Origin of the sequence: Paraburkholderia sp. SIMBA_030, assembly GCF_046535245.1 — a bacterium.
Classification (GTDB): Bacteria; Pseudomonadota; Gammaproteobacteria; order Burkholderiales; family Burkholderiaceae; genus Paraburkholderia.
On the sequence record NZ_JAWRXB010000871.1, the window covers coordinates 1 to 261 of the forward strand.

At 62.1% G+C, this 261-nt stretch carries 1 pseudogene; it reads left to right on the forward strand.

The features are described from left to right. A pseudogene (locus SB772_RS42495) lies at nucleotides 1-261 on the forward strand (lipoyl synthase); the annotation flags it as partial.

The window sequence follows — 261 nt, forward strand, 5'->3', positions numbered from 1 at the left end:
GCGCTGCATCCGGACGTCGCGACCAAGTCGGGCCTGATGGTGGGTCTCGGCGAAACCGAGGAAGAGATTCTTCAGGTCATGCGCGACCTGCGCGCGCACGACGTGGACATGCTCACGATCGGCCAGTATCTGCAGCCTTCGGAGCACCATCTGCCGGTGCGTTCGTACGTACATCCGGACACCTTCAAGATGTACGAGGAAGAGGCGTACAAGATGGGCTTCACGCACGCCGCCGTCGGCGCGATGGTGCGTTCGAGCTAT